20 protein-coding genes are annotated in these 17384 nt (G+C 59.7%); 10 read left to right on the forward strand and 10 right to left on the reverse strand.

Going from position 1 to position 17384, the window contains the following annotated elements; all coding sequences use genetic code 11:
* Positions 1 to 43: 43 nt before the first annotated feature.
* From ACR0D8_RS01240 to trxB, 3 genes are all read right to left on the reverse strand, one after another.
* Positions 44 to 1762 (reverse strand): bifunctional sulfate adenylyltransferase/adenylylsulfate kinase, encoded by a 1719-nt coding sequence (locus tag ACR0D8_RS01240; protein WP_475158526.1) that lies wholly within the window; start codon positions 1760 to 1762, stop codon positions 44 to 46.
* A 216-nt stretch (positions 1763 to 1978) separates the two neighbouring features.
* Positions 1979 to 3649 (reverse strand): adenylate/guanylate cyclase domain-containing protein, encoded by a 1671-nt coding sequence (locus ACR0D8_RS01245; protein WP_480644109.1) that lies wholly within the window; start codon positions 3647 to 3649, stop codon positions 1979 to 1981.
* Between the two features lie 123 nt (positions 3650 to 3772).
* Positions 3773 to 4714 carry a thioredoxin-disulfide reductase gene (gene trxB, locus ACR0D8_RS01250; protein WP_480644110.1) on the reverse strand — a complete coding sequence of 314 codons (942 nt, stop codon included), beginning with the start codon at positions 4712 to 4714 and terminating at the stop codon, positions 3773 to 3775.
* 117 nt (positions 4715 to 4831) lie between these two features.
* On the opposite strand from trxB, the gene ACR0D8_RS01255 reads away from it, so the two are divergent.
* A complete protein-coding gene (locus ACR0D8_RS01255) occupies positions 4832 to 4963 on the forward strand; it encodes a hypothetical protein (protein WP_475158536.1) in 132 nt (43 codons plus the stop codon).
* The gene (locus ACR0D8_RS01260) at positions 4941 to 5441 is read left to right on the forward strand and encodes an Lrp/AsnC family transcriptional regulator (protein WP_475158540.1); all 501 of its coding nucleotides are present in this window, start codon (positions 4941 to 4943) and stop codon (positions 5439 to 5441) included. The genes ACR0D8_RS01255 and ACR0D8_RS01260 overlap by 23 nt, the downstream gene beginning before the upstream one ends.
* 115 nt (positions 5442 to 5556) lie before the next feature.
* Here ACR0D8_RS01260 and ACR0D8_RS01265 read toward each other — a convergent pair whose 3' ends face one another.
* From ACR0D8_RS01265 to lgt, 5 genes are all read right to left on the reverse strand, one after another.
* Entirely contained in the window at positions 5557 to 6339 is a 783-nt protein-coding gene (locus tag ACR0D8_RS01265) for a Hint domain-containing protein (protein WP_480644113.1), read from the reverse strand.
* Between the two features lie 336 nt (positions 6340 to 6675).
* Positions 6676 to 6804 carry a hypothetical protein gene (locus ACR0D8_RS01270; RefSeq protein WP_475158547.1) on the reverse strand — a complete coding sequence of 43 codons (129 nt, stop codon included), beginning with the start codon at positions 6802 to 6804 and terminating at the stop codon, positions 6676 to 6678.
* A gap of 269 nt (positions 6805 to 7073) precedes the next feature.
* Positions 7074 to 7832, reverse strand: coding sequence for a peptidoglycan editing factor PgeF (pgeF, locus tag ACR0D8_RS01275; protein WP_480644116.1), 759 nt, complete (start codon positions 7830 to 7832; stop codon positions 7074 to 7076).
* The gene (locus tag ACR0D8_RS01280) at positions 7829 to 8896 is read right to left on the reverse strand and encodes a class I SAM-dependent methyltransferase (protein WP_480644117.1); all 1068 of its coding nucleotides are present in this window, start codon (positions 8894 to 8896) and stop codon (positions 7829 to 7831) included. Before ACR0D8_RS01280 ends, pgeF begins: the two co-directional genes overlap by 4 nt.
* Entirely contained in the window at positions 8893 to 9780 is an 888-nt protein-coding gene (lgt, locus tag ACR0D8_RS01285) for a prolipoprotein diacylglyceryl transferase (protein WP_480644119.1), read from the reverse strand. The genes ACR0D8_RS01280 and lgt overlap by 4 nt, the downstream gene beginning before the upstream one ends.
* Positions 9781 to 9877: 97 nt before the next feature.
* Here lgt and ACR0D8_RS01290 point away from each other — a divergent pair, with 97 nt between their 5' ends.
* The 5 genes from ACR0D8_RS01290 to ACR0D8_RS01310 all read left to right on the forward strand — a co-directional run bounded on the left by ACR0D8_RS01290 (position 9878) and on the right by ACR0D8_RS01310 (position 13076).
* Complete coding sequence (locus ACR0D8_RS01290) at positions 9878 to 10126, forward strand: accessory factor UbiK family protein (protein ID WP_050604795.1); 249 nt, start codon at positions 9878 to 9880, stop codon at positions 10124 to 10126.
* A gap of 314 nt (positions 10127 to 10440) precedes the next feature.
* On the forward strand, positions 10441 to 10941 hold the full coding sequence (locus tag ACR0D8_RS01295) for a type III secretion system chaperone family protein (protein ID WP_475158561.1): 501 nt from the start codon (positions 10441 to 10443) through the stop codon (positions 10939 to 10941).
* A gap of 38 nt (positions 10942 to 10979) precedes the next feature.
* Positions 10980 to 11795, forward strand: coding sequence for a pyrroline-5-carboxylate reductase (gene proC, locus ACR0D8_RS01300; RefSeq protein ID WP_480644122.1), 816 nt, complete (start codon positions 10980 to 10982; stop codon positions 11793 to 11795).
* Positions 11788 to 12126 carry a tRNA-binding protein gene (locus ACR0D8_RS01305; protein ID WP_475158570.1) on the forward strand — a complete coding sequence of 113 codons (339 nt, stop codon included), beginning with the start codon at positions 11788 to 11790 and terminating at the stop codon, positions 12124 to 12126. Before proC ends, ACR0D8_RS01305 begins: the two co-directional genes overlap by 8 nt.
* On the forward strand, positions 12126 to 13076 hold the full coding sequence (locus ACR0D8_RS01310) for a 2-hydroxyacid dehydrogenase (protein ID WP_480644123.1): 951 nt from the start codon (positions 12126 to 12128) through the stop codon (positions 13074 to 13076). The genes ACR0D8_RS01305 and ACR0D8_RS01310 overlap by 1 nt, the downstream gene beginning before the upstream one ends.
* Here ACR0D8_RS01310 and ACR0D8_RS01315 read toward each other — a convergent pair.
* Positions 13073 to 13651 (reverse strand): thymidine kinase, encoded by a 579-nt coding sequence (locus tag ACR0D8_RS01315; protein ID WP_480644124.1) that lies wholly within the window; start codon positions 13649 to 13651, stop codon positions 13073 to 13075. The two genes, ACR0D8_RS01310 and ACR0D8_RS01315, sit on opposite strands and share 4 nt — an antisense overlap.
* A 355-nt stretch (positions 13652 to 14006) precedes the next feature.
* Here ACR0D8_RS01315 and ACR0D8_RS01320 point away from each other — a divergent pair, with 355 nt between their 5' ends.
* Positions 14007 to 14468, forward strand: a complete 462-nt coding sequence (locus ACR0D8_RS01320; protein ID WP_475158578.1) for a hypothetical protein — start codon at positions 14007 to 14009, stop codon at positions 14466 to 14468.
* A 115-nt stretch (positions 14469 to 14583) separates the two neighbouring features.
* Here the strand turns inward: ACR0D8_RS01320 and ACR0D8_RS01325 are convergent, their stop codons facing one another.
* Entirely contained in the window at positions 14584 to 15708 is a 1125-nt protein-coding gene (locus ACR0D8_RS01325) for a beta-ketoacyl-ACP synthase III (RefSeq protein WP_480644126.1), read from the reverse strand.
* Positions 15709 to 15874: 166 nt separating this feature from the next.
* On the opposite strand from ACR0D8_RS01325, the gene ACR0D8_RS01330 reads away from it, so the two are divergent.
* Both ACR0D8_RS01330 and ACR0D8_RS01335 read left to right on the forward strand, forming a co-directional pair.
* The gene (locus ACR0D8_RS01330; RefSeq protein ID WP_475158585.1) at positions 15875 to 16342 is read left to right on the forward strand and encodes a MarR family winged helix-turn-helix transcriptional regulator; all 468 of its coding nucleotides are present in this window, start codon (positions 15875 to 15877) and stop codon (positions 16340 to 16342) included.
* Positions 16339 to 17376 (forward strand): efflux RND transporter periplasmic adaptor subunit, encoded by a 1038-nt coding sequence (locus ACR0D8_RS01335; protein ID WP_480644128.1) that lies wholly within the window; start codon positions 16339 to 16341, stop codon positions 17374 to 17376. Before ACR0D8_RS01330 ends, ACR0D8_RS01335 begins: the two co-directional genes overlap by 4 nt.
* Positions 17377 to 17384 lie beyond the last annotated feature (8 nt).

Raw genomic sequence — 17384 nt, forward strand, 5'->3', positions numbered from 1 at the left:
AGCCCCCGCAATGCGAGGGCTTTCGGTAGCTTCTGATCAGACCTTACGACCCGGCGATCAAGCCCATGCTCTCCAGCTTCAGCAATACCTGATGGGCGCAGTTGTCGACATCGACATTCTCGGTCTCGACGCTCAGTTCCGGGTTCTGCGGCACGTCGTAAGGGTCGGAAATCCCGGTGAATTCCTTGATCTTGCCCTCACGAGCCAGCTTGTACAGGCCCTTGCGGTCGCGGCGTTCGCATTCCTCGATGCTGGTCGCGACATGCACCTCGCAGAAAGCGCCGAACTGTTCGACTTCTTCGCGAACAGCGCGGCGGGTCGTCGCGTAGGGCGCAATCGGGGCGCAAATGGCGATGCCGCCATTCTTGGTGATCTCGCTGGCCACGTAACCGATGCGGCGGATGTTCAGGTCGCGGTGCTCTTTCGAGAAGCCCAGTTCCGAAGACAGGTTCTTGCGCACGATGTCCCCGTCCAGCAGGGTTACCGGACGACCGCCCATCTCCATCAGCTTGACCATAAGCGCGTTGGCGATGGTGGATTTGCCCGAACCCGAGAAACCGGTGAAGAACACGGTAAAGCCCTGTTGGCTGCGTGGCGGTTTGGTCTTGCGCAGTTCGGCCACCACTTCGGGGAAGCTGAACCATTCCGGAATTTCCAGACCTTCGGACAGACGGCGGCGCAATTCGGTGCCCGAGATGTTCAGGATGGTGACGTTGTCCTTGTCCAGAATCTCGTCATTCGGTTCGTACTGGGCGCGTTCCTGCACGTAGACCATGTGCTTGAAGTCGACCATTTCGACGCCGATTTCGTCCTGGAACTGGCGGAACAGGTCCTGCGCGTCATAGGGGCCATAGAAATCCTCACCGGCCGAGTTCTTGCCGGGGCCCGCATGGTCGCGGCCGACGATGAAGTGGGTGCAACCGTGGTTGGCGCGGATCAGGCCGTGCCAGACGGCCTCACGCGGGCCAGCCATGCGCATCGCCAGATTCAGCAGCGACATCGAAGTGGTCGAGGCCGGGTATTTGTCCAACACGGCCTCATAGCAGCGCACGCGGGTAAAGTGATCAACGTCGCCCGGCTTGGTCATGCCGACGACCGGGTGGATCAGCAAGTTGGCCTGTGCCTCTTTCGCGGCGCGGAAGGTCAGTTCCTGATGCGCGCGGTGCAGCGGGTTGCGGGTCTGGAAGGCGACGATGCGGCGCCAGCCCACCTTGCGGAAATAGGCGCGCAGTTCATTCGGCGTGTCGCGGCGGGCGCGGAAATCATAGTGGACGGGCTGTTGAATGCCGGTGACGGGACCACCCAGATAGACCTTGCCCGCAACGTTGTGCAGGTAGTTCACGGCGGGGTGGGCATCGTCGTCGGCGCCAAAAACCTTCTCGGCCTCGCGCGCCTTGTCCGGAGTCCAGCGGTCTGTCACCGTCATGGTGGCCAGAATGACGCCCTCCTGATCGCGCAGGGCAATATCCTGACCCAATTCGATCTTTTCAGCGAACTCTTCTCCGACATCCAGGGTAATCGGCATCGGCCACAGGGTGCCGTCCGCCAGGCGCATGTTTTCGACGACGTTGTCGTAATCGGCTTCGCTCAGGAACCCTTTGAGCGGGTTGAAGCCGCCGTTCATCAGCAGTTCCAGATCGCAGATCTGGCGCGGGCTCAAGTCCCAGCTGGTCAGGTCGGCGGCTTCTACTTTCAGCTTCTGTGCCGACTCGTACGAGACATACAGTTCAGGGATCGGAGCCAGATTGCTTAACATCGTCATTGGAATACTCTTGTCGAAGTGTGGTTTTGCCGGTGATTCAGGCGCGATTGCGGGGCATTTGCCCCGACCATTGGTCAAAGTCCATATGCATTTGCGAAACAAAGGACGATATGCGCGGTTTTTCCCCGGATTGGAAGGATTTTCCGCTATCTGCGGCGTTTTACGACCACGATCCCCCAGATGCAGGTAATTCGGCGGGAAAACGCGCGAGTGTTCTTATGCGGCTTTGTCGGCATCAAGGTCGGACGCATTTGTAACCGGCAGGGCCGGGACCGGCTGCGTCACACCGCGCAGGTTGAACGGGCGCAGGCCGCTCAGGTCATCGGTGTACCCGGCGGCCTGCAGCAGCTCGGCCGAAACCAGAAGCTCGACCCCCAGCGCCTTGGTCTCGGCCTCCAGCCGGCTGGCCACGTTGACGGCGTCTCCGATGATGGTGCGTGAAGCGTTGCTGGCGGCGCCGATTTCCCCCAGCACCAGATCCCCAAGATGCAGACCCATTCCGATGCGGATCCGCGGGCTGCCTTCGGCCTCAAGCTGCTGGTTGAAACGCGCCAGAGCCCGGCTGACATCGGCGGCGGCGTTCAGCCCGGCCCGGGCAGAGCTTGCCGCGTCTTTGGTTTCGAACACGGCCAGCAGCCCGTCGCCCATGTATTTGTCGACCACGCCCCCATCCGCCGTGATCGCCGGGACAATCGCGTCGAAAAACCGGTTCAGCAGGAACACGATGTCGTAAGGCAACTGGCCGGTCGTCCGAGCGGTAAACCCCCGCATATCCAGAAACAGCACCGCCAGTTGCCGTTCCTGGCCCTGGCTTGCATGTGCCCGCTTGCGGCCGCCATCGGGACGGAACATGCGAAAGGCAGTGATCGGCTCGGTCGGGCGGATTTGGCAGGCCAGCCGTGTGCCCGCAGGGGCGCTGACGGCGGCAAGGCTGCGGGCTTCGACCTCGCTGGGTTCCGGCAACTGGTCGCCCCCGTTTTCGACGATCACGCGGCAGGTCGTGCAGCGCCCCTTGCCACCACAGAGCGCCGTGTGCGGGATGCCGTTGGCCTGCGAAATCTCAAGCAGGGTCATGCCCTTTTCGGCAACGATCTCGGGGCCTTCGACATATTTGACCCGGACCGAATGTCTGCGCCGCCACATCTTGCGGATCACGAACACAGCCAGCGATACGCCCAATGCCATCCAGAACGCCATCAGCGCGTTGTTCTTGACGCTGAACATGGCCTGAAACTCTTCGGGCGAGGGCCAGTTGTAATGTTCGATATATTGCTCGCGCAAAAACGGATCGGCAAAATCCGCCCAGATGCGCCGTCCTTCAGTCAGCAGACCGGCCAGAGCGAAGGACGGAACAAAAACGGCAAGGCCGATCAGGTAGGGCATCGTCTTCGACCACCAGCGCGTCAGCCTGAGCCACATATGCAATCCGATGCAACTGTGGACCCAAACCAGCAATACCAGCAGGCTTTGCATCCAGATCACAGTGCTGGGCCACATAAGGATGATGATGTACCCCATCTCGTCGTTCACATCGTAAACCTCATGCGCATAGCGGGTCTGAACGATGTGAGAGATTAGTTGCAGGGGGATCAGCAGCCCCAGAATGACCTGCAAGGCCGTTGCGAATGGCATCCGCAAGGTTCTGCGCTGACTGATGGAATAGAGGGCTAGACCCGCGTGCACCAACAGCGCGGCATATAAAACCGTGCTGATGATATCGTGCCGGGTTACGAATTTCCGGCCATCCTGCATGCCGTGCAGGTAATCGGTGTGAAACAGGCCAAGCCCGATATTGATGAAGTGAAAGAACGCAAAGGTGAACAGAACCAGGCCGCTGCCGATCCTCAGCCGGGTTGCCCACCCGCCTTGCCACAGAACACTTTTCAATCAATCCACCTGCATTCGCTTTGCTCGACACCGAGTCTGATACGCGGCGGCGGACGGGTCAAGCCAAGGTTGAGCGACGCAGATCGGCATCCCCGGACGGGACCGGGGATGCCATCGCAGGAGTTATTCCTGTTCGGCCAGGAAACGTTCTGCGTCCAGCGCGGCCATGCAGCCCATTCCGGCGCTGGTGACGGCCTGACGATAGATGTGGTCGGTCAGGTCGCCAGCGGCGAAGACGCCCGGAACCGAGGTCTCGGTCGAGCCCGGCTTGGTCACGACATAGCCACCCATATGGGTTTCCAGCGAATCCTTGACCAACTCGTTCGCGGGCGCATGGCCGATGGCCACAAAGACGCCCTTGCAGGGGATCTCGGTGATCTCGCCGGTCTTTACGTTCTTGACGCGCACACCCTCGACGCCCAGCGGGGCGTCCGTGCCGATCACCTCATCCAGTTCGTGGAACCACAGCGGCTCGATCTTTTCATTCTTGAACAGACGATCCTGAAGGATCTTTTCGGCACGCAACTCGTCGCGGCGATGGATCAAGGTGACCTTGCTGGCGAAATTGGTCAGGAACAGCGCCTCTTCGACGGCCGTGTTGCCGCCGCCAATCACCACGATTTCCTGCCCGCGATAGAAAAAGCCGTCACAGGTGGCACAGGCAGATACGCCGAAACCCTTGAACTTGTCTTCTGACGGCAGGCCCAGCCATTTCGCGCGCGCGCCCGTGGCCAGAATGACGGCATCGGCAGTATAGGTCGTGCCGTTGTCGCCCTTGGCGGTAAACGGGCGCTTGCTGACGTCGAGATTGCTGATGATGTCACCGATCACCTCGCATCCCATCGCCTTGACGTGTTCCTGCATGCGCACCATCAGATCCGGGCCCTGAACCTCGGTATCGCCGGGCCAGTTCTCCACCTCGGTGGTGGTGGTCAGCTGACCGCCGGGTTCGATGCCCTGAACCAGAATTGGCTCCAGCATCGCGCGGCTGGCGTAGACGCCCGCAGTATAACCGGCCGGTCCCGACCCGATGATCAGAACCTTGGTGTGTTTCGTTTCGGCCATGGTACCCCCAACTCGATCTGCCTGATATGGGCATGCAGCCCCTGGCGAATGGATATAGCGACCCCTGTGCGGTGCTTAAAGCCCCTTCCTGTTTCGTATCCGCTATGCATGCTGCGAATGGCGCTGAAAAAAAGGACATTGAAAATAAAGAATATTGCGCAAGCACGAAAGATTATTGCGCATCTTCCGGGTGCTGATATAACAACCGAAAAATCAGGAGCATTTGATGGTCGCGACACGGCTGGATGAAATTGACCGCAAGATTCTGGCGGAATTGCAGGCCGATGGCCGCATGACCAATGTCGAGTTGGCGAAACGCGTGGGTATTTCGGCGCCGCCCTGCCTGCGGCGCGTTCGGACGCTGGAAGAATCCGGCCTTATCCGGGGCTATCACGCTGATGTGAATTCGCGCGAACTGGGATTCGAGGTTCAGGTCTTTGCAATGGTCGGACTGGAAAGCCAGGCCGAAACCGAACTCAGCGCCTTTGAAGAGCGCTGCCGGGAATGGCCGCTGGTCCGGGAATGCCACATGCTGAACGGTGAGGTGGACTTTATCCTGAAATGTGTCGCACCCGATCTCAGCAGTTTTCAGCAGTTCCTGACGGGCGAGTTGCTGACCACGCCGAACGTGGCCAGCGTCAAAACCTCGCTAGTCATCCGCGGCGCAAAAGACGAGCCCGGCGTGCCCTTCGACGTTCTGGAAGAACGAATGAGCCGGACGGCGTGAACATCATCCTTTTTGGGTGTTGTTTTGCCGGCGGCAGAAAAGCCGCGACCGTTAATGATAAAATCCAACTCAGTATCAGCTGCATGATGCCCCCACATTGCAGTTTCCGTTGAGGTTAAGTCGAAATTGCGTCTATTTCTCCGTCTCCCGCGCGCGGCATAGCCAGCGGACCGAAATCGTTCAGCGAATCGACATGCGCGAACAGGTTCAGATAGATGGATCGCAATGAATGGCTGATCCTGCGAACGGCATTGACGCCGGGATGGTAGGATTCGAACTGCAATCCATCGACCTTGATGACCGAATGCCGCTTCAGGCAGATGTGAAACAGCTCAACCGGTGTCGGCGGCAGCGTCTCAATCACGCTTGTGCCGTCCTGAAACTCGTGAACCGGCGTCAGCACCTGACAGTCGCCATGCACGTGACGCAGGTGGGCAGGCGTGCCAAGCAAGCGCGCCGACGGGCCGGCGATTACGCCGGACAGCGGTTTTTGCATACCGAACGTGTCGGCCATGATCCGCGTCAGCGGCCGCGTCCGCCCCCGCGAATCCTGGCGTCCCGGGATCAAGGTGACAGACCCTTTCCACAAAATGGTTTCCGAGGTGCCGTCCTGCGTCAGCACGGTATCCCCGGGCAGAAGATCCTCGATTGCCATCGGACCGGTTTCGGTTTCGACCAGCGACCCCCGGGTAAACGCGCAAAAAGCGTCCTCAAACACGGGCAGGGCGGGTGCAACATGGCGGGTTTGCACGACGTCCCCGTTTTTCATCAATGTGCTGACTTCATAGCGACGCAGCTGCGCCTTTTGCTTTGTTGTTGGTCTTGGCGCATCGCGCAACAGAGCCGACGTATCGACGGCATTCTGGGCGGCGCGCGTTAAAGAATGTGGAATAGGCATTAGTATTCCGACCCCTCTAATCTCCGCACAGGTGGGCTGAACCCCATTACTGGCCGACCTGTTCGGGTTTTATCTTTGTCTTGAATGTAAGGAGTGACCGCATTGCGACGGTCGAACGGACCGCGCATCGCGATGGAATTTCGCACATTTCTGGTCAACACACTGACCCCCCAGACAAACTCGCACAATCGCAGGCCAAAAACGCCTGCGCACACATGCCCCAAAAACCCATGCCGCGCCAAATTCAGGCGGCAGGACACACACCGGACCGGAGCACCCCTCCGTTGTGCGTATTAACCCTTGGAACCGGCAGCTTGGTTCCGCGGGCCGTGTTGATCAGCGCCGGGCCGCCAGACGGCGTGCGACTCTGACCGAGTGGCTGGAAACCCGTTTCCAGGGCATTTCCAGCTCGTGCTCTCTGGTGGCCGCGACAACGGCGCTGAGAAAGCGAGATTTTAACTTCATTTTATTGTCCTGCCCTTTTGGGGTCTGAAGCCCCGTTTCCTTCTGAGCCTTGAACATGACGTGCCATTAAGGCGTCGATAAGGCTGATCCGGGATGAATTCAGGACAAACGAAGTCAGTCAGTTCCTTTTTCATTAAACTGTCGCGCTCGCATCGATTTTTAGCTGGTAAACACCTGAGCACGGACAAAAAACATAAAATTCTACCGACTCAGATAGACACAAGAAATGTGGCGAAAAAGCGGCGAAATTGCCACAATTGAGGCCAGCCTTACAATTTAATGGCGGAAATCAGGCGCCCGTAATCGGCCTCTTTCGCGTGGGTCGAGCGGCGGTAGGAATAGAATCTGTCGGGGTCGGAATAGGTGCAGTGACGGGTCCATTCGGCCCGGCCGACCCCCGCCTGCCGCAGCTTGTGCAACCCGAAGGCGGGCAGGTCGAACTGCAATCTGTCGCCTTGTCCATTTGCAAAAAACCGCAGGTTTTCGGGCGATTCCGCCACGAAGTCATCCAGGAATTCCGGTCCGACTTCATACGCGCGTTGCGAGATCGTGGGACCGATGACGGCCCTGATGTTTTCCCGCTTTGCGCCCAAATCCTCCATCGCGTCCAAGGTGGCTTCCAGAACGCCATCCAATGCGCCGCGCCACCCGGCATGCGCTGCCCCGATCACGTTCGCGTCAGGATCGGCGAACAGGACCGGCTGACAATCCGCCGTCAGAATCGTCAGGGCCAAACCGGGTGTCGATGTCACGACGGCGTCCGCCCTGGGCTTTTCGCCATTGATGGGGCCATTGATTGTCAGGACGTCCGGCGAATGAATTTGATGCACACCAACCAGCGCTTCGGGTGCAACGTCCATTGCGTCGGCCACGCGGTGGCGGTTCACTGCAACGGCTTCGGTCTGGTCCGATGACCCGTAGCCGCAGTTCAGGCCAGCGAAAATCCCCGAAGACGCGCCGCCGCGACGGCTGAAGAACCCATGTCGAACAGGTGACAACAGGTCCGAAGTCAGAATTTCCAGCGTCATGAATCCAGTCCCGGTGGAGGTGCGGCGTAAGTGGGAAAAAGCCCCAGCACTTTGAACAGGTTTCCCATTTCCTCGGGGTGCGTCAACCGGCGATGTGCGGCAATCAGCGTTTCAAGCTCGGAACCGCTCAACCCATTCGACAGGGTCTGCGCGCGATGGGTGATTCCCAAACGCTCAAGGAACACGCCCTGCGTGGTCAGACGCGAATGGGCGCACCCAGCGGCGCGGGTCGCGGATGCCAGCGCTTCGAAATCCACATGCGCCGTCAGATCCGCCCGTCCCGGAGCGATCAGGGGATCGGCGCGCTCGTGGTCTTTCACGGCCTGCAGCGTATCACCCAACGAGTGCCAGTCCCCATAATCCACGATCAGACCGGCGCCGCCATGGGTTGCAATGCGGCCGGCGATCACGGTTGTGATGGGGATTGCGGCGGCGCACAGCTCAACCAGATCGCCGTCTGTGGTGTCCGCAAGCCGGTCTTTCAACGCAACCTGATCAGCTTGCGGGCCCAGCCCGAATGTCAGCGCCGCGCCCTGCATTCCGATCAACCTTTCGCGCCAGCTATCGCCATCGCGCAGGAACTGACGAATCGGAAGCGCGTCGAAAAATTCGTTTGCGACCAGAAACAGCGGGGCTTCGGGCAGATCGGTGACTGCATTGATCCATCGCGGCGCATGACCTTGCAAAGTCTGCGCCTGAAGGTCCCGCAAAGCAGGCGAAGCTTCGAGCAGCACGATTTCCGCTGCGTCCAGAAACCCCGGGAAATTGCGCGTGGCGCGCAGAATATCCGCCATCAGCGTCCCGCGCCCTGGTCCAAGCTCGGCCAGAACGAAGGGATTCGGCTGCCCCTGATCTTTCCAGCATTGCGCCAGACACACGCCGACAAGTTCACCAAACATCTGGCTGATTTCGGGCGCGGTGATGAAATCCCCCTGTGCGCCCAACGGATCGCGGGTGGTGTAATAGCCATGGGTCGGGTGCAGCAGGCAATCGGTCATGTAGTCGGCCACGCTCATCGGGCCGTCCAGCGCAATGCGCGCCAGCAGATGATCAATCAGGTTCATGACGCGGACCGCGCGCGAAGCGCGAACCACAGCCCAAGCGCGATCATCGGCAGCGACAGCATCTGTCCCATGGTCAAACCGTACCCGCCCACGTGCCATGCCAGTCCCAGCGGGTTTCCGGGTGAGATGAACTGCGCATCCGGCTGACGGAAAAATTCGACAAGAAACCGCGACGCGCCATAGCCGGCCAGAAAGACACCCGAGACCAGACCCGGCTTGCGAAACGCCCCGCGCCGATAGGCCAGCCACAACAAGACCGCGCCCAGAATCAGACCTTCCAACGCCGCCTCATAAAGTTGCGAGGGATGCCGCGCGCACATGCCCGCAACAACGCCGGGGCAATCCTGCGCGGCCGGGCCGGGAAAAATCACAGCCCATGGCAATTCGCTGGGCCGCCCCCAAAGCTCGGCATTGGTGAAATTCGCCAGCCGTCCCAGCAACAGTCCCGGCGGCACCGCATGTGCAATCAGATCGGCCAGAGACAATACCGGTATCCGGTGACGCCGCGCATATAAGTAAGACGCGATCACTACCCCCAACAGCCCGCCATGAAACGCCATGCCGCCCTGCCAGACCTTCAGAATCTCTGCCGGGTGCGACAGATAATATGCGGGTTGGTAAAACAGAACGAATCCAAGCCGCCCTCCTAGAATCACGCCAAGGATGATCCAGGTGATTAGGTCCTCCAGTTGTTCCGGCTTCATTGGCGGCGTCTTTTCAGGCCACAGAGCGGGACGTTTCAGCGCCATCACCCCCATGCGCCACGCAATCAGAATGCCAACGATATAAGCCAGCGCGTACCACCTCAGGGCGAACTCCGTCCCGAACAGTGAGATCGAGAACAGCTCGGGCGACAGATCGGGGAAATTCAGAACAGCCTGCATGTGCGTCTCATTGCCCGGGGTTTGCGGGGCAAGTCAACCTTGAGCCCGCGCCATTCTTTACCCATATAGAAGCCAACCGCGATATCGGAGTAAAACCATGCAGACCCGCAACAAGATCCTCGACGACGTTTCCCAGTTGATGACCAACGCCATGGGTGTGGCGCAGGGCGCCCGGGAAGAGGCAGAGAATGCGATGAAGTCGATGATCGACCGCTGGCTGGCCGACCGCGATTTCGTCACGCGCGAAGAATTTGACGCCGTTCGTGCGATGGCCCAGAAAGCGCGCGAGGAAAACGCAGCACTCGAAGCGCGCATCGCCGCGCTTGAAGCCAAGCTGGACAAGTAACGCCAAAGATTTCCGGAAGGTTCGGGAAAAGCCCTGCGCCGCACAATCCGACCTTGGGTTGTGCGGTGACGTGTATTCTGACGCCTTGCGGGATTTAATCAAGGCAAAGCTGCATCCCGCGCCAATATTTTGAGTGGCGTTGCCATCTGTCCACAACTTATTGCTGTTATCCCCAATAAATAGGGTTGTCAGAACCCGCCTCGCATCGCACCATATTTAGTACAGGCCTACGGGGGAAGCCCGGCTTGTAGAGCAGGCAACTAGCGCTGGGGCGCTGCCAGCCCCAACATGCTAGAGATTAGTGAGGTGGCATTATGGCCCTTTCCGAGCAGTTTCTCGAAGAAGACCTTCATCCGATCGACATTGTTGAACATCTTGCCGAACATCACGACTGGGATTTTGACCGGATCGGGGATGATCAGATCGCCATGGCTGTCGAGGGGCAGTGGCGCACATACTCGATCACGCTGGCCTGGTCCAATTTTGACGAAACACTCCGCATGGTGTGCTCGTTCGAGATGGAGCCACCGTCCGAGCGGGAAACCGAACTGTATGAGCTGCTGAACAAGATGAACGATCAGTGCTGGGCCGGCGCGTTCACATATTGGGCCAATCAGAAGCTGATGGTGTACCGTTATGGTCTGGTTCTGGCCGGCGGCCAGATGGCCAGCCCGGAACAGATCGACACGATGATCACCGCCGCGGTGCTGAGCGCCGAACGGTATTACCCGGCGATCCAGCTTGTTACATGGGGCAACCGGACCCCGGAAGAAGCGATGCAAGTCGCCATTGCAGAGGCTTACGGCCGCGCGTAAAGCTTTGCCCCGAACCGAATGACAGGGGAGGGGCAATCATGGACATGTCACGTGTCGCCGAACAGGGGCTTGTGCTTCTGGGATGCGGCAAGATGGGGTCGGCCATGCTTGCCGGATGGTTGGAGCATGGCCTTCCTGCGCCGTCCGTCTGGGTGATCGACCCGAACCCCTCGGACTGGTTGAAGGCGCAGGGCGTCAATATCAACACACCGTTGCCCGAAGCCCCCGCCGTGGTGCTGGTGGCCGTCAAACCGCAGATGATGGGCGAGGCTCTGCCTGCCATCAAGGCGCTGGGGGGTGGCAACAGCCTGTTCATCTCGGTCGCAGCCGGAACTTCGATTGCCACATTCGAGAGCGCGCTGGGCGATGCCACTCCGATCATTCGCGCCATGCCCAACACCCCGGCCGCGATCCGGCAGGGGATAACGGCCCTGATCGGCAATGCGAAAGCCTCGGACTCTGACGTTGCACTGGCGGAAAATCTGCTATCAGCCATTGGTGAGACCGTTCGGCTCCAGGATGAGGCGCAGATGGACGCCGTCACCGGCCTCAGCGGTTCGGGTCCGGCCTATGTGTTCCACCTGATCGAAACCCTGGCCGCCGCCGGGCAGGCGCAGGGCCTGCCGCATGAACTGGCTATGAAGCTGGCCAAATCCACCGTGGCCGGGGCGGGCGCTTTGGCATTGGCTGCCGACGAGGACCCGTCGCAACTGCGGGTCAACGTAACGTCGCCCAATGGCACGACGCATGCCGCGCTTGAGGTGTTGATGCATGAAGAATTCGGCTTTCCCGATCTGCTGCACCGCGCCGTCAAGGCCGCAACCGACCGATCCAAGGAGCTTTCGCGTGAGTGAGATTACATTCGATGACTTTCTCAAGGTCGACATCCGAGTGGGCACGGTGATCCGCGCCGAGCCGTACCCGGAAGCCCGCAAACCCGCGATCAAGATGTGGATCGATTTTGGCGATGAGATTGGCGAACGCAAAACCTCGGCGCAGATCACCGCGCATTACGATCCTTCTGCGCTGGTTGGAAAACAGGTGATGGCGGTCGTCAACTTCCCGCCACGCCAGATCGGCAGGTTCATGTCCGAGGTTCTGGTGCTGGGTCTGCCTGACGACAATGGCGAGATCGTCCTGATCGGCCCGGATGGCGAGGTCCCGATCGGCGGGCGGATGCACTGATGAAACTGCTGATCGCCCGCCCGATGACCGCAGCTGTCGAGGCACGCGCCCGTGCCGAGTTCGATGTCGAGATCCGCAGCAACACCGCGCCAATGTCGCTCCGGGAAATGCTGCGGGCCCTGACAGAGTTCGACATTGTGGTCCCGACGCTGGGCGACCAGTTTTCAGCGCAGGTCTTTGCCGAAGTACCTGCGCCCCGTTGCAGGCTGCTGGCCAATTTCGGTGTCGGCTACAACCATATCGATGTGGCTTCCGCGCGGTTCGCTGGGGTCGAAGTGACGAATACCCCCGGTGCCGTCACAGACGCCACGGCAGACATTGCCATGACGCTGCTGCTGTCCACCGCCCGCCGCGCGGGTGAAGGCGAGCGGCTGGTGCGCGCAGGCCAGTGGCAGGGCTGGCACCCGACCCAGATGCTGGGCCATCACGTCTCTGGCAAACGGGTTGGCATTGTCGGCATGGGCCGCATCGGTCAGGCCATCGCGCGGCGGTGTCATTTCGGTTTCGGAATGCAGGTGGCGTACCAGTCGCGCAGCCCCAAAGACCTGGATTTTCCGTCCGACTATTTCGGCGATCTTTCAGCGCTTGCCGCGGCTGTCGATTTCCTCGTGCTGGCCGTTCCCGGCGGGGCTGAAACCCGCCATCTGATCAATGCGCAGGTGCTTGAGGGCATGAATCCATCTGCCATCCTGATCAACATCGCGCGCGGAGAGGTCGTTGACGAAGCGGCCCTGATCGCGGCCCTGCAGACCAGGCGCATCGCGGGTGCGGGGCTGGACGTGTACGAGTTTGAGCCAGCGGTCCCGCAGGCCCTGCGCGACATGGATAATGTAACCCTGCTGCCGCATCTGGGCACGGCGACCGAAGAGGTTCGCACCGATATGGGGCATATGGCACTAGACAACGTCGCGGCCTTTGCCGCGGGTCGCCCCTTGCCGAACCCGGTTTAGGCGCCCACCGCCTCGCGCCAGTGTTTACGGCAGAGCGAGACATAGGTCTCGTTCCCGCCGATCTGAACCTGCGCGCCTTCGGTAATGGCATTGCCGCTTTCGTCCTGACGAATCACCATCGTCGCCTTGCTGCCGCATTTGCAGATCGTGCGGACCTCGCGCATCTCGTCGGCCAGCGCCAGCAACGCGGCGGAGCCCGGAAACAGGTGGCCCTGAAAGTCCACCCGCAGCCCATAGGCCAGAACCGGCACATTCAGGTCATCTACCGCCCGGGCAAGCTGCCAGACCTGGGTCTCGGTCAGAAACTGGGCTTCATCGACAAAAACGCAGGCGATTTCCCCCTGGCTCAGCCGAGTCTCAATCATTGCGAACACGTCGTCGCCGACCGCGAAGGTATCCGCATCTGCTGATATTCCGATCCGCGACGCGATCCGCCCGATTCCGGCGCGCCCGTCCAGCGCCGCAGTCATAAGATAAGTGTCCATGCCCCGCTCGCGATAGTTGTGCGAGGCCTGCAGCAACACGGTCGATTTGCCCGCGTTCATGGTGGAATAATTGAAGTAAAGCTTAGCCATAGGCCGGGTCTAAATCGCCTGACCCGTATGGGCAAGGCATCAAAAACCGAAAGGAAAGCGACGTCGCCGTTGCCGTTGCAGAGGCTGAGCGAAAGCTCATAGGGGATGGAACCCCCGCGTCAACAACAGCGACGCCGTCGGCCAACATTTGGCCTGTAAACAGCAGGGCTTAAATGGCGCCTTGCAAACACTCATTACCGGCCGGAACGGCCGCCACTCACTCACAAAACCCCCGCATATCTGAGGGATAGCCAACATATGACATTTCAATTATGAATCGAGTATGGGAATTTTCTGTTCCCTTTCCCCTGCAGTGGCATATCTTGTAGGAGAGGCAGGCAGCAAAGGTAAAAAAATGGCAGATATCGGGGCCTATCTGAAAAAGCACACCGAAGCTTTGGTCAAAGACGTCGGAATTGAATCCGCTTGCGAGATTACCGGCAAGTCCAAGGCAACTTTAGGCCGATATTATTCCGACAACGCGGAACATGCCGACCGGTTCATGCCCGTGGACGCTGTTGCCCGGCTTGAGGCGGTGGCAACTTTTCCACATGTGACTTCGGCGCTGGCCGACCTCAAAAATATCACGCTGTCCTATGACGGCCGCAACACGGACAGCCCGCGCACCGGTGGGGTAAACTCGGATGTCATCGCGCTGAGCCAGCGGTTCGCAATGCTGATGACCGAGTATCAGGCGGCTATCGAAGATGGCATCATCACCGTGAACGAAGCCAAGCGACTGCTGAAGGAAACCAGCCTGCTGCAGCAGGTGCTGATCGAAATGAAGCTGCATCTGGAAGAAGAAAGCGTAAGCTGAGGCGGTTCGACCAATTTGCGGGATCGGTCAATCCTGATCGCTATCTTCGGCGATGGCTTCGGTATTCGAGAATACAGCCCGGGTTCCGGGTTGGATCAGCGGCGACCGCAGGGCCTTACTTGTGCCGCCTCAAAATCACCGAACCCACCGAATACCCGGCTCCGAAGGAGCAGATCAGTCCGACATCGCCGTTTTCAAGATCGTCCGAGTATTTCGAAAATGCGATGATGGAACCGGCCGAGGACGTGTTCGCATAATCCTGCAGGATGTTGGGCTGTTCATCTGCCTCCGGCTCCCGCCCCAGAACCTTCTTGCCGATGAAATCGTTCATCGTCTTGTTGGCCTGATGCAGCCACAGGCGTTTCAGGTCATCGCTGCCCACGCCTTCTGCGCCCATGTGATCGGCGATGTGTTTGCTGACCATCGGCAGCACTTCCTTGAACACTTTCCGGCCATTTTGCATGAACTGCATGTCGCGGCGGTCAACCACCCCATCCGGGCGCGAACGGCGCAGGAAGCCGTTGTTATTTCGGATATTGTTCGAAAAGGACGTGGCGCAGCGGGTCGAGAGGATCTCGAAATGCGGGCCCTGGGCGTCTTCGATCCGTTCAATCAGCGCGGCGGTCGCAACGTCGCCGAAGATAAAGTGGCAATCGCGGTCCCGCCATTCCAGATGGCCGGAACAAATCTCGGGGTTTACCACCAGTGCAGACCGGACCGAGCCCGAGCGGATCATGTCCGCCGCCGCCTGAATGCCGAAGGTGGCCGAGGAACAGGCGACGTTCATGTCAAAGCCAAAACCCTCAATTCCCAGCGCCTGCTGAATCTCAATCGCGACCGCGGGATAGGCGCGCTCGTGATTCGACGCTGCGCAGATTACAAGGTCGATGTCCGCCGCGCTGCGACCGGCCTGTTCCAGCGCCTTCTTACAGGCGTCGATCGCCATCTCGGTCATGATGCCGGGCTCGTCATCGTTGCGTTGACGCAGCAGGGGGTGCATCACGTCCGGGTCCAGCACCCCGGACTTGTCCATCACGTATCTGTTTTCAATTCCAGAAGCTTTCAGGATGAACTCTTCCGACGAATGCTGCATCGGTTCCATGTCACCGGCTGCGATCGCGTCGGCGTTCTCGGCGTTCTTCTTGTCGGCATAGGCGTTGAAAGCCGCGACAAGTTCAGCATTGGTAATGACGTTCTCGGGCGTGAAAACACCGGTACCGGTGATGGCAGGGGTATACATGGCTGGTCCTGACGGTTTCGAATCCGCCTAAAATGCAGTCACAATGTGATTTGATCAAGGGATGGTGACCCAAGGGAATATACTGGGCCCGATCAAATTCAACTTCACATCTTGAATAGTTCAAATTTTGAAGTATATGCAGCCACTGACGCGCACGGAGCCCCTCATGTCCGACGATATCAGCACCAGACTAAGCCGTCTCAGCCCCGAGATTCAGGCGATCATGGGCGTTTATGCGCTGTACTGGAAACTGGAAGAGACGTTCGACTGTATCGAAACGGATCTGAGCCATCCGGAATGCCATATGCTGATCAAGCTCGACCAGCCAAAGCGGATGGGTGTTCTTGCGGCTGACATGCTAAGCGTTCCATCGACGATTACTGCAACTGCGGATGGCCTTGAAAAAGCGGGCTATCTGATTCGCGAACGTGACCCCGAAGATCGCCGGGCCTGGCTGCTGGTTCTGACCGCGAAAGGCGAGGAAGCCCGGAATATGCTGGTAGCCGAAGCAGGAAATCTGTTTCACCGCGCCTCTGGGCTGGACGCCCGGGAAACCGCTGAATTCGCGCGCCTGGCGTGCAAAATCCGTGACAACATTCTGAAAACGGGAATTCCCGAGGGACTGACGAAATGAAAATCCTCTCTGCTCTTAGCGTTGCGCTGATTGTGCTCGCAACGTCCGCCGCTGCCGAAGATATGGCCAAACCGGTAAAGCTGATGGTGGCCAAGGAAACGTCGCCGGGGTTTTCGCGCCAGTTTTTCGGGCGCGTTGCCGCGCGCCAAACCGTTGATCTGGCCTTTCAGGTCGCCGGACAGATTGTTGAAATGCCGGTGACCGAAGGCTTTGTGATCCCCGAAGGTGAGTTGATCGCGCAACTGGATCAGGAGCCGTTTCAACGTCGCTTTGACCGGGCGGTTCTGCAAAAGGATCAGGCGGACCGCACGGTGGCGCGGCTGTCGCGGTTGCGGGGGACAACCGCCAGCCAGGTTGCTGTGGACGACGCCGAAACAGCCGCGCAGCTGGCGGATATTGCCGTGCGCGATGCGGAATACGATCTGGAGCAGGCGACCCTGAGTGCACCGTTCGACGCGCTGGTGTCCAGCCGCGCGGTTGAGGCATTCACCACTGTTTCGGCCGGAACGCCCATCGTGCGCATCCACGATATGTCCGAATTGCGGATCGAAGTGGACGTTCCCGAAATCCTGTTCCAGCGCTCGGGCCAGCAGGATGACCTGACGATTACCGCCAAATTTCCCGTCAGCGACGAAGTATTCCCTCTGCAAATCCGCGAATTCGATGCCGAATCGTCGAGCGTTGGCCAGACCTTCCGCATCCAGTTCGGCCTGACCCCACCGAAAGGGCTGCAAATCCTGCCGGGGTCTTCTGTGACGGTGACGGTACAGGTGCAGGACAACCAGACGGGCATCGTCATTCCGGCCACGGCTATCGTCGCGGACGCCGAAGGCACGCTGGGTGTCATGGTGTTTTCACCGGCCGGTGCCGAGGAAGGCACCGTGCGCCGCGTACCTGTGACCATCCAGCCAACGCAGAGCGGAGAGGTCCGCGTGCTGACCGGATTGTCCGACGGTGACGAAATCGTTGTCGCCGGCGGGGCTGCGCTGACCGATGGTCAGGCCGTCAGCCGCTTTGCCGGCTTTGCAAACTGAAGGGCGAA

The sequence above is a fragment of the Ruegeria sp. BG10 genome (assembly GCF_056538575.1).

Coding starts and splice junctions, on each gene's coding strand:
- trxB (WP_480644110.1), bottom strand. CDS start 4,714: ATGGCCGAAACGAAACACACCAAGGTTCTGATCATCGGGTCGGGACCG.
- ACR0D8_RS01265 (WP_480644113.1), bottom strand. CDS start 6,339: ATGCCTATTCCACATTCTTTAACGCGCGCCGCCCAGAATGCCGTCGAT.
- ACR0D8_RS01270 (WP_475158547.1), bottom strand. CDS start 6,804: ATGAAGTTAAAATCTCGCTTTCTCAGCGCCGTTGTCGCGGCCACCAGA.
- ACR0D8_RS01255 (WP_475158536.1), top strand. CDS start 4,832: ATGGCGCTGAAAAAAAGGACATTGAAAATAAAGAATATTGCGCAAGCA.
- pgeF (WP_480644116.1), bottom strand. CDS start 7,832: ATGACGCTGGAAATTCTGACTTCGGACCTGTTGTCACCTGTTCGACAT.
- ACR0D8_RS01330 (WP_475158585.1), top strand. CDS start 15,875: ATGTCCGACGATATCAGCACCAGACTAAGCCGTCTCAGCCCCGAGATT.
- ACR0D8_RS01325 (WP_480644126.1), bottom strand. CDS start 15,708: ATGTATACCCCTGCCATCACCGGTACCGGTGTTTTCACGCCCGAGAAC.
- ACR0D8_RS01240 (WP_475158526.1), bottom strand. CDS start 1,762: ATGACGATGTTAAGCAATCTGGCTCCGATCCCTGAACTGTATGTCTCG.
- ACR0D8_RS01280 (WP_480644117.1), bottom strand. CDS start 8,896: ATGAACCTGATTGATCATCTGCTGGCGCGCATTGCGCTGGACGGCCCG.
- ACR0D8_RS01295 (WP_475158561.1), top strand. CDS start 10,441: ATGGCCCTTTCCGAGCAGTTTCTCGAAGAAGACCTTCATCCGATCGAC.
- proC (WP_480644122.1), top strand. CDS start 10,980: ATGGACATGTCACGTGTCGCCGAACAGGGGCTTGTGCTTCTGGGATGC.
- ACR0D8_RS01320 (WP_475158578.1), top strand. CDS start 14,007: ATGGCAGATATCGGGGCCTATCTGAAAAAGCACACCGAAGCTTTGGTC.
- ACR0D8_RS01290 (WP_050604795.1), top strand. CDS start 9,878: ATGCAGACCCGCAACAAGATCCTCGACGACGTTTCCCAGTTGATGACC.
- ACR0D8_RS01260 (WP_475158540.1), top strand. CDS start 4,941: ATGGTCGCGACACGGCTGGATGAAATTGACCGCAAGATTCTGGCGGAA.
- lgt (WP_480644119.1), bottom strand. CDS start 9,780: ATGCAGGCTGTTCTGAATTTCCCCGATCTGTCGCCCGAGCTGTTCTCG.
- ACR0D8_RS01310 (WP_480644123.1), top strand. CDS start 12,126: ATGAAACTGCTGATCGCCCGCCCGATGACCGCAGCTGTCGAGGCACGC.
- ACR0D8_RS01315 (WP_480644124.1), bottom strand. CDS start 13,651: ATGGCTAAGCTTTACTTCAATTATTCCACCATGAACGCGGGCAAATCG.
- ACR0D8_RS01335 (WP_480644128.1), top strand. CDS start 16,339: ATGAAAATCCTCTCTGCTCTTAGCGTTGCGCTGATTGTGCTCGCAACG.